This is a genomic window from Pseudomonadales bacterium (assembly GCA_013215025.1).
Lineage (GTDB): Bacteria > Pseudomonadota > Gammaproteobacteria > Pseudomonadales > DT-91 > DT-91.
In genome coordinates this window covers 1-8,701 of record JABSRR010000153.1, presented here as the reverse complement: position 1 = coordinate 8,701, position 8,701 = coordinate 1, and the positions used below count along the sequence as shown (strand labels likewise).

Sequence of the window (8,701 nt, the reverse complement as noted above, 5' to 3'; positions counted from 1 at the left end):
AAACAGTTGCGTTAAAATAGATGAAGCGCAATAGGATGTAGTGCAATAGTGCAATAGAAAGATGTAGCACAAAAAAAGAGGCCCTTAGGCCTCTTAATAGTTTCAGCATTTTGCAAGGGCACGATATTATGCTTGTGCATGCCCTTGCTAATACTGTTGCTTATTTAGTTGTTTTTAACGACTTACTCGGTAACTGCTTCAACTGCATCAGCAGCTGCGTCAGTGGCTGTATCAACAGCGGCGGCTGCATTTTCGGTAGCTTCCTCTACCGCTTCTTCAACCGGCATTACCGCCACTTCAACCGCTTCTGCAACGACTTCACCTTCGGCATTAACCACGTCGATCACGTCTTCTACGATCACGGCCTCGGTTTCACCGTCAGCATTTTTCACCTCAAGCACTTCAACCGTTTCAACTACGGTCATGGTCTCGGCAGCGGATTCAACCGCTTCGCTTGTTTCGGTGGTTGCCGGTGCTTCAGTTGCGGCCTCTTCGCCACCACAGGCCACTAACATGGTGGCTGCTATGCAAGCCATTAAAGTGTGTTTATACATGGTTATCCCCCTTTTAAATCATAACCGCGCAACAGCATAACAATTTATGCCATAAGGGGTAAGCGCTAGGCGTTGATTTGCGGCACTAATTCACGATAAATCGTGATTTATAGGCAGTGTATTTGTCAGTCAGCCACAAAGCTGACAGAGTGATCAAGGTTTGAGGCATTTAACACGGGTATTGGTCTATGTATTCTGCGTTTTTTGATATGAATGTTAACAAGCGTTAGCCAATGTGTAGAAAGACGAATACGACCTTAAACTAGCTTACTGAGAAGTTAACAAGACAGCTTTTTAGTAAATTTTATTGCAGAGCTTGAATATGGCCCGCCCCAGAGGATTCGAACCTCTGACCTTCGCCTCCGGAGGGCGACGCTCTATCCAGCTGAGCTAGGGGCGGAAAGTGCGGCATGATAGCACCATCTGCTGCAGATGTGCACTGCTTTACACCCCGCTCGGCTTGCATGGCTCAGTTATTCCGCATTTTGCCAATTTATCGACAATATCGCGACGTGGTTTAAGCTTATCGCTGGGCATTAACGTAAAACTGTTCTTTTACCATCTGTAAGGAATCCTTATGAAAACCACAGCGGCTGTTGCATGGCAGGCGAATGCGCCACTTGAAATCGAAGAACTAGACTTAGAGGGGCCAAAAGCTGGCGAAGTACTGGTGCGTTTAGTTGCTACCGGGGTTTGTCATACCGACGCTTTTACCCTCAGTGGCGACGACCCTGAAGGTATCTTCCCCTGCGTATTAGGCCATGAGGGTGCCGGCATTGTTGAAGAAGTGGGCGCCGGTGTGACTTCGGTTGCCGTTGGCGATCATGTGATTCCGCTGTATACCCCTGAGTGCGGTGAATGTAAATTTTGCCGCTCGGGCAAAACCAATCTCTGTCAGGCAATTCGAGAAACTCAGGGCAAGGGCGTGATGCCAGACGGCAGCTCGCGTTTCTCAAAAAATGGTAAGCCGGTGTTTCATTTTATGGGCACATCGACGTTTTCAGAATATACCGTATTGCCCGAAATCGCCGTGGCCAAGGTGAATAAGGCTGCGCCGCTTGATAAAGTGTGTTTATTAGGCTGCGGTATCTCTACCGGCATTGGCGCAGTGATCAATACGGCCAAAGTGGAGCCTGGCTCTACGGTGGCGATTTTTGGCTTGGGTGGGGTTGGCCTATCAGCGGTTCAAGGCGCCGCCATGGCGAAAGCTGAGCGCATTATTGTCGTCGATATTAACGAAGATAAGTTTGAGATGGCCCGATTAATGGGTGCAACCGACTGCGTAAACCCGAAAAACTATGACCTACCAATTCAAGATGTCATTGTCGAGCTTACCGGCGGCGGGGTGGATTATTCGTTTGAATGTATAGGCAATGTTAATACCATGCGCCAAGCGTTAGAGTGTTGCCATAAAGGCTGGGGAGAATCGACGATTATCGGCGTAGCCGGTAGCGGGCAAGAAATTGCCACCCGGCCTTTTCAACTGGTCACCGGACGCGTCTGGCGCGGCAGCGCATTTGGCGGCGTTAAAGGGCGTAGCCAGCTACCAGACTATGTTGAGCAATATATGGCTGGCGAGATAAAAATCGATGAGATGGTCACCTATACCATGGGGCTTGAAGACATCAATAAGGCATTCGACTTGATGCACCAAGGCAAAAGCATTCGCAGCGTTATTTTATATTAAGGCAAACCTTATATGTTAGAGTTAATTAGCGAAAACAAGCAGCACGGCGGCTGGCATCGTCGCTTTCGTCACCATTCTGAAGTTAACCACTGCGATATGCAGTTTGCGATGTATATTCCTGGCAGCGTCACGCTGCAGGCACAAACTCCATGCCTATATTTTTTATCAGGCCTTACCTGCACCGATGAGAATGTGATGCAAAAATCTGGCATCCAGCTGTATGCGGCGCAGCACGGCATCGTGATTATCGCACCCGATACCAGCCCGCGCGGCGAGCAGGTGGCTAATGATGCAGCCTATGACTTAGGTCAGGGCGCTGGGTTTTATCTAAACGCCACCGAAGCACCGTGGTCAAGCCATTATCACATGTACGACTATATTGTCACTGAATTACCGGCACTGCTGAAGGCAGAGTTTGGTATTGGCGATAACTGCAGCATTAGTGGCCACTCGATGGGCGGCCACGGCGCACTGCACATTGCGTTAAAAAATCCTCAGCGCTACCGCGCCATATCTGCCTTTAGCCCCATCGTGAACCCCGTTAACTGCGCTTGGGGAAAGAAGGCATTTAGTCAGTATTTAGGTGACCAGCAAGACAGCTGGCTGGCCTATGACAGCTGCCACTTGATGGCGCATTATGCTGATGACGCGCCACGGCTACCGATTCTTATTGATCAGGGTGGCGATGATGAGTTTCTGGCAGAGCAATTATTGCCGCAGAATTTCGTCGCGGCAGCCGAGGCTAATCACTATGCCCTACGCTATCGTGAACACGCTGGCTATGATCATAGTTATTTCTTTATCAGTAGCTTTATTGGCGAGCATATCGCCTTTCACGCTGAGCATCTGAAGCCCTAGAGCGCTAGCAGTGCTAGCGGTTTGTAGCGTGTAGTTGGTTGAAGTTTTTGTCAGCATGAATTAAGTGACATTTTGAAATTCATCATATTGCTTGCTCAGTTAGCAGAACGCATCAGCCAAAGCATTTCACTTCTTAACTAGCTTATTAATCAAGTAGCTCATTCTGACTGACTTAGCTGCAAGCGACATTGCCGATAACAGCTATATTTTGGTGCAGCCAGGTACCATTCTGTATCAAGCCGTGGGTCTTATAGCTGAGTAAAAGATGAAAAAGCCATAAAATACGTCTAAATCTATGATTGGCACGTTTATTGAAACATCTGCACTGATTGTGAGAGCAATCATTTGGCCTAACGGCTAAACTACATAACGACAATAGTATCACTAGGGTTCCGACTTTTAGATCTATAAAAGTGTCTGGTCCGAGAGTGGTCGACCTTCTTTAAGGTTACACGGAGGGATAAAAGCCCGGGAGACGCATCGCCTTTTTGCCGATGAATGCTCTCACGTTAACCTAATCCTACTTTGGAGGTCATTATGTTTTCATTTAAAACGTTGTTCCAAAATTTAGCTGTGTTAATTTTGGCCAGCAATCTCTCTCTTGCTGCGCATGCAGCCGAACCCCTTAAAATTGGTTATTCTGACTGGCCTGGCTGGGTTGCTTGGGAAGTCGCGATTGAAAAAGGCTGGTTTAAAGAAGCAGGTGTTGATGTCGAATTTGAATGGTTCGATTACGTCGCCTCTATGGATGCCTTTGCCGCTGGCAAATTGGACGCCGTTCCCATGACTAACGGTGATACATTGGTTACTGGCGCCACCGGTGGCAAAGGTATCATGGTCATTATCAACGATTTCTCAAATGGCAATGACATGATTGTTGCCAAGCCTGGCATCGCATCGGTTGCCGATTTAAAAGGTAAAAAAGTCGGCGTTGAAATTGGCTTTGTCGGTCACTTAATGCTGTTGGAAGCATTAGAAAAAGCAGGCTTAACAGAAGCCGATGTTGAATTGGTCAATGTTCCAACTAACGAGACACCGCAAGTGTTGGCCTCCGGTGACGTTGCCGCAATTGTTGCTTGGCAGCCAAACTCTGGTCAAGCCTTGAAGCAGGTGCCTGGCTCAACTGCTATCTATTCTTCAGCCGATGCCCCTGGATTAATCTATGATGTGTTAGCGGTTAGCCCTAGTTCTTTGGCAGCGCGTCGTGCTGACTGGATGAAAGTGGTGAAAGTTTGGTATAAAACGGTCGACTATATTAGCGACCCAAAAACCAGCGCTGACGCCATTAGCATTATGGCTGCGCGAGTAGGTTTAAGCGCAGAGGAATATGCACCGATTATTTCTGGCACTAAAATTCTTAGCCTTTCAGAAGCTAAAGCTGCATTTGTTGCGGCTGATGGATTCGGCTCTCTTTATGGTTCAACCGAAGTTGCCGATGCGTTTAATGTGAAGTATGAGGTTTACAAAGACTCACAGAAAGCGGTCGATTATATTGATTCATCACTAACTGAAGAACTCTAACGACAAATACGATTTATTTCCTTAACGTTAGTCGCTAGAGCAACGCATGAGTAACCGTCCCGTGGTAAGCAGTAATACCTTAACCTCGCGTCAACGCTTGGCGGTGACGGCTTGCTCATTTTTATTACCGCTGCTGATATGGTCAGCCTTTAGCTACTTGCCTTTTCTATGGCATCCCAAGGTATCGATTACCGATCCCGGCAGTGTTAGTTGGTTTCAGACCGGCATGCTGGTTGATCGCGCCGTATTTAATAAAGAGCTAGAACAAGCGCAAAACGCCAATCTGGTCGCGCCGCAGGGCTATCGCGCTAACCCAGTATATCTGCCTGCTCCGCATCAGGTAGCCAGCGCCTTTTATAAGGCCTTTACCACCGAACCCAAACGTCGCAGTGAGCAATGGCTGCATCAAAGCTTATGGCACAGCATACAAATCATTTTTTGGGGATTTTTTCTATCGTCTCTGGTGGGTGTGCCACTGGGGATATTATGCGGCAGCTATTTATTAATCTCGAAATTGAGCGAGCCTTTTATTGAATTTTTTCGCTATCTGCCGGCACCTGCGTTTGGCGCTCTGGCAGTGGCTATTTTGGGCATTCACGATGGCCCTAAGATTGCCATTATTTTTATTGGTACGTTTTTTCAACAAGTTTTGGTGGTCGCCAACACCACCCGCAAATTAGACCCGGCTTTAGTTGAAGCAGCACTCACCCTAGGTGCGAAACGTTTGCAGTTATTATTTAAAGTGATTATTCCTGGCATTATCACCGACTTGTACAAAGACCTGCGCATTTTGCTGGGCTGGGCCTGGACCTATTTGATCGTTGCTGAGCTGATTGGCACGTCTTCGGGCATAACCTGGTTTATTACCCAGCAAGCGCGTTATAAAAACTTTGATAATGTTTATGCCGCCATCATTATGATTGGTCTTATTGGCCTGTTCAGCGATATGCTGCTGGCCTTATTGGCCAAGCGCTTGTTCCCCTGGCAACGCAGTCAGACGGAGGCCTAATGCAGCTGGATTTACCTTATTACAAAACCCAATCCGACTCAGTCAAAGCGCGCTTTGAGCAACTGAAGCAGCGCGAGGTAATGCTTGAGCTGAAAGATATTGGCAAAACCTTTAGCAGCCATAATGGCACGGTAGAAGCCTTAAAAGGCATTCAACTATCGGCCTATCGGCGCGAGTTTTTATGCATTGTTGGCCCTTCTGGCTGCGGCAAATCGACCTTGATTCGTATTCTGGCAGGTCTTGAGACACCAACCACTGGGCAAGTGTTATTATCGGGGCAAGTCAAAACCGAACCTGGGCCCGATCGCGGTATGGTGTTTCAAGGCTATACTTTATTCCCCTGGCTTAGCGTTTGTGAAAATGTGATGTTTGGTTTGCGCATGCAGGGCCAATCAAAACGCAGCGCGCGGGCCGAGGCCATGCAATGGGTTGAGATGGTGGGTTTAGCTAAGTTTGCTAATAGCTACCCGCATCAATTATCTGGCGGCATGCAACAGCGTGTAGCGATTGCACGAGCCTTGGCCAGTCAGCCACAGTTACTGCTGATGGACGAACCCTTTGCTGCCCTGGATGCGCAGACCCGCGCCAAAATGCAAAGCAATCTGTTAGAGATTTGGAAAAACATCGACATCAGCATTGTGTTTATCACCCATGATTTGGACGAGGCGATTTTTTTAGCCGATCGCATTTTAGTATTAAAAGCACACCCCGGTGAAACACAGGAATTGATTGAGGTTGCCGTGCCCAGACCGCGGCAACATAGCCAATATTTAAGTCCCGAGTTTTTAGCGCTGAAACAGCATTTAGAGCAGTTAATTCATCCGCCAAACGCGCAGGACGACGACGGCGTCTCGATGATTAAATTGACCGCCAAAGGCGACGATATTGAGGTGCTGGAATGAGTCTTTTGTTATTCACAGCTAATGCATCTACAGCTGATTTATTCACACTACGTTTATTCACCCCTGGCTGGGACGACCCAGTCAGTCAATATTACACGGGACGACCCGCAACTAGTGATCATGTTGCAACAGTCATGCCTTAGTCTTAGCCCTACCGTATTTGGCCCTTGGGGCCAGCATTTATTCAGTTTTCTAGTTCTTATTTTAGCGCTAGTTTTAGCTAAAGTTTTAGTTCTAGCTAAAGCTCTCACCCCATTCACTCAGCGAGTGGAATTTAATCGATTATATTCTCGGAGATCATCATGAGCGCATACGATATGGATGAACGTATTAATGGCGGCAGCCATTGGTCGATGGTTATTGCTCAGGGCAAAGCCCTGAAACTGATCGATCTGTACGGCGGTGCTAATATTGGCATGCTGTTTTATAACCCGCGAAATACCCTTGAGCGTTACAACGCGCCCGATACCTTAAAGTGTCAACACACCTTTAAACTGACGCGCGGCCACTGCTTATATTCCGATATGGGGCGCATTTTTTGCTCAATCATTGACGACGAATGTGGCTGGCACGATACCGTCTGCGGCAACGCTAACGCCGAGCTTGTGGCAGAGCGCTGGGGCAAAAAAAGTTACCAAGAGGCGCGCAATCAGTGGCATCAGAATGGTTACGATGCGTTTTTGGTTGAGCTAGGTAAATATGGTCTTGGCCCGCGTGACATGGCGGCCAATGTGAATTGGTTTAGCCAAGTCCGCACCGACGACGATGGCCAATTGCTGTTCTGCCCCGAGCAAGATCAAGCAGGCCGTTCAGTGACGCTTCGTTTTGAGATGGATACGCTGGTGGTCTTTCACAGCTGCCCACATCCTTTGAATCAGGCCCAGCCCTACCCGCGCAAAGCGATTCAATATCAAATTTTCGATGCACCCGCGATCGCTGCAGATGATGTTTGCCTGGATGCCTGCGCCGAAAATCAGCGCGGTAAACAGAACACCGATTTTTTCAATGCGATGCAAACCGGAGTGTCCTCATGATTAAAACCAGCCCACTCAATTGCGACACGGCCGATCAGCATCACTTGGTTGACGCTGGCGATTATTTTATCGGTGAAATCAGTGCAGGCTCTAGATTTCGGATTGTCGACTTGCATGGCAACCAAGCGGTCGATACCTTGTTCTATAGCGCGCAAGATAAACGCGAGCGTTACAGCATGATGGATACCATTCGTGCACAGGGCAATGTATATCTGAGCGCAGGCTCGGTGCTGATGTCAAACGACAATCAGGCCATGCTGAGTATTGTTGCCGACACCTGTGGCCGCCACGATACGCTCGGGGGTGCCTGTGCGACTGAGTCAAATACGGTCCGCTATGCCCTAGAAAAAAAATGCATGCATGCCTGTCGTGACAGCTGGCTGTTAGCGTTAGCACAACATGAACAGCTGGGCATGAACAAACGCGATATCGCCCACAATATAAACTTTTTTATGAATGTACCGGTTACTGCTGAGGGCGGCCTGCGCTTTGCCGATGGCATTAGCGATGCGGGCAAATATGTAGAACTGGAAGCGCACATGGATATCCTAGTGCTGATCTCCAACTGCCCGCAGTTAAATAACCCCTGCAATGCTTATAATCCCACGCCAATCGCGCTTTATAGCTGGCAGCAGGAAAGCTGGAGGTCAGCATGCTAGCACGCGTTTTGATTGCTAACCGCGGCGCCATTGCGGTAAGAATTTTACGCACGCTTAAAGCACGCGGCATACGTAGCTATGTGATTTACAGCGATGCCGACCGTGACAGCTTGCATGTACAGCTGGCTGATGTAGCACTACCGTTAGGTGATGGACCCTTAGCAGAAACCTACCTCAATATCGATGCTATTCTCGCGCTTGCCATACAGCATAAGATTGATGCGATTCACCCTGGCTATGGTTTTCTGAGTGAAAACCCAGCCTTCGTGTCCGCCTGCGAGCAACAGTCGATTAGCTTTATTGGCCCCACCGCCGAACAAATACAAGCCTTTGGCTTAAAACATACTGCTCGCACGCTGGCTCAGCGTGCCAATTGTCCTTTATTACCCGGCAGCGACCTGCTGACACAGCTGGATGATGCCCTGGCACAGGCTGAGCTTATTGGCTATCCGGTCATGCTTAAATCTACCGCCGGTG

The 8,701-nt window shown here is 48.5% G+C and carries 9 protein-coding genes and 1 tRNA gene; 8 read left to right on the top strand and 2 right to left on the bottom strand.

Annotated elements, in window-relative coordinates; genetic code table 11:
- Positions 1-182: 182 nt before the first annotated feature.
- Together HRU21_10210 and HRU21_10205 are read right to left on the bottom strand one after the other, a co-directional pair.
- Positions 183-554, bottom strand: coding sequence for a hypothetical protein (locus HRU21_10210; protein ID NRA42662.1), 372 nt, complete (start codon positions 552-554; stop codon positions 183-185).
- Between the two features lie 323 nt (positions 555-877).
- Positions 878-954: transfer RNA gene (locus tag HRU21_10205), tRNA-Arg, on the bottom strand.
- A gap of 177 nt (positions 955-1,131) precedes the next feature.
- On the opposite strand from HRU21_10205, the gene HRU21_10200 reads away from it, so the two are divergent.
- The 8 genes from HRU21_10200 to HRU21_10165 form a co-directional block, all read left to right on the top strand.
- Positions 1,132-2,241, top strand: coding sequence for an S-(hydroxymethyl)glutathione dehydrogenase/class III alcohol dehydrogenase (locus HRU21_10200; protein ID NRA42661.1), 1,110 nt, complete (start codon positions 1,132-1,134; stop codon positions 2,239-2,241).
- A 12-nt stretch (positions 2,242-2,253) separates the two neighbouring features.
- On the top strand, positions 2,254-3,099 hold the full coding sequence (fghA, locus tag HRU21_10195) for an S-formylglutathione hydrolase (protein ID NRA42660.1): 846 nt from the start codon (positions 2,254-2,256) through the stop codon (positions 3,097-3,099).
- A 537-nt stretch (positions 3,100-3,636) separates the two neighbouring features.
- Positions 3,637-4,620 carry an ABC transporter substrate-binding protein gene (locus tag HRU21_10190; protein ID NRA42659.1) on the top strand — a complete coding sequence of 328 codons (984 nt, stop codon included), beginning with the start codon at positions 3,637-3,639 and terminating at the stop codon, positions 4,618-4,620.
- Between the two features lie 46 nt (positions 4,621-4,666).
- Positions 4,667-5,629, top strand: a complete 963-nt coding sequence (locus tag HRU21_10185) for an ABC transporter permease (GenBank protein ID NRA42658.1) — start codon at positions 4,667-4,669, stop codon at positions 5,627-5,629.
- Positions 5,629-6,531, top strand: coding sequence for an ABC transporter ATP-binding protein (locus tag HRU21_10180; protein NRA42657.1), 903 nt, complete (start codon positions 5,629-5,631; stop codon positions 6,529-6,531). Before HRU21_10185 ends, HRU21_10180 begins: the two co-directional genes overlap by 1 nt.
- 302 nt (positions 6,532-6,833) lie before the next feature.
- The gene (locus HRU21_10175) at positions 6,834-7,565 is read left to right on the top strand and encodes an urea carboxylase-associated family protein (GenBank protein NRA42656.1); all 732 of its coding nucleotides are present in this window, start codon (positions 6,834-6,836) and stop codon (positions 7,563-7,565) included.
- Entirely contained in the window at positions 7,562-8,224 is a 663-nt protein-coding gene (locus HRU21_10170; GenBank protein ID NRA42655.1) for a DUF1989 domain-containing protein, read from the top strand. The genes HRU21_10175 and HRU21_10170 overlap by 4 nt, the downstream gene beginning before the upstream one ends.
- Positions 8,218-8,701, top strand: a 484-nt coding sequence (locus HRU21_10165; protein NRA42654.1) for an urea carboxylase, incomplete at its 3' end; no start/stop codon positions are given. The genes HRU21_10170 and HRU21_10165, both read left to right, overlap by 7 nt.

Excerpts from the sequence above, each read along its gene's own strand:
- HRU21_10180 (NRA42657.1), top strand. The coding sequence starts at position 5,629 with ATGCAGCTGGATTTACCTTATTACAAAACCCAATCCGACTCAGTCAAA.
- HRU21_10210 (NRA42662.1), bottom strand. The coding sequence starts at position 554 with ATGTATAAACACACTTTAATGGCTTGCATAGCAGCCACCATGTTAGTG.
- fghA (NRA42660.1), top strand. The coding sequence starts at position 2,254 with ATGTTAGAGTTAATTAGCGAAAACAAGCAGCACGGCGGCTGGCATCGT.
- HRU21_10175 (NRA42656.1), top strand. The coding sequence starts at position 6,834 with ATGAGCGCATACGATATGGATGAACGTATTAATGGCGGCAGCCATTGG.
- HRU21_10185 (NRA42658.1), top strand. The coding sequence starts at position 4,667 with ATGAGTAACCGTCCCGTGGTAAGCAGTAATACCTTAACCTCGCGTCAA.
- HRU21_10190 (NRA42659.1), top strand. The coding sequence starts at position 3,637 with ATGTTTTCATTTAAAACGTTGTTCCAAAATTTAGCTGTGTTAATTTTG.
- HRU21_10200 (NRA42661.1), top strand. The coding sequence starts at position 1,132 with ATGAAAACCACAGCGGCTGTTGCATGGCAGGCGAATGCGCCACTTGAA.
- HRU21_10170 (NRA42655.1), top strand. The coding sequence starts at position 7,562 with ATGATTAAAACCAGCCCACTCAATTGCGACACGGCCGATCAGCATCAC.